Source organism: Mycobacterium sp. E3247 (assembly GCF_001667785.1).
Lineage (GTDB): Bacteria > Actinomycetota > Actinomycetes > Mycobacteriales > Mycobacteriaceae > Mycobacterium.
Map to the genome: position 1 here is coordinate 1 of NZ_LZJG01000377.1, position 821 is coordinate 821.

2 pseudogenes are annotated in these 821 nt (G+C 71.4%); one reads left to right on the plus strand and one right to left on the minus strand.

Annotated elements, in window-relative coordinates:
- Window positions 1-132, plus strand: a pseudogene (locus A9X04_RS20660) (cutinase family protein); the annotation flags it as partial.
- A gap of 45 nt (window positions 133-177) precedes the next feature.
- Here the strand turns inward: A9X04_RS20660 and A9X04_RS31060 are convergent.
- A pseudogene (locus tag A9X04_RS31060) lies at window positions 178-821 on the minus strand (aldehyde dehydrogenase); the annotation flags it as partial.

Consider the following 821-nt stretch of genomic DNA (forward strand, 5'->3'; position numbering starts at 1 on the left):
GCCCACAACACCTACGCCGACGACGGCGCCATGATCGACAAAGGCGTCGCCTTCGCCTCCAGCCACCTCGACGCGGGTAGCGGCGGCCCGGCGACACAGGTCTCGACCGGCCGGGGAGGTTTCGGCAGCTGAGCCGAAATCCCCTCGGGGACTGAGGCCGGCGCCTGAGCCCTCGCGTCAGCCGCTGTCGCGGATGAAGCCCTTGTTGCGCATCAGGGCGTCGGCCAAGAACCCGTCGTGCGGGATGGCGGGGGACGCGAACCAGGTGGGGTGGGGCCCGAAGTACACGTTGGCGATCGTCGGCTCGCCCAGCAGAGCGTCGATCAACCGCTCGTCGTCGGTGAGCGCGGTGAGCACCAACGAATGCCGCAGCGGCGCGATGGCGTCGTCGCGCGACCAGGGCGAGACCCACACGCACGGGAAGGGCAGCTCGACGTTGAGCTTGTCCGTGTCGGGCGCGGGCAACAGATGCACGGCCGGGCGCAGCGCGGCGTAGCCGTCACCGAGGTCGGCGACCACCCGCTCGGCACCGAGCAGCGGCGACGATCCGGCGGCCTTCCCCGCCAGATACCCGGCGAGGGCCCGCGCGTTTTCGACGGGCTGGGTGGGCAGGATCGCGCGCTCGTCGTCCATGGGTAGGGGCTCGATCGCCGCCAACCGCTCGGCGATCGCCCGCGCCAGCGGGGCGGGATCGCCCTCGTACAGCACGGCGGTGGTGTTGACGCAGGCCATGCCCCCGAGGTTGGCGATCGAGTCGACGATGAGGTCGAGGTGCTCGCGCCAGTCCTGGTCGGCGGTGATCAGGATCTTGCTGCGCCCCG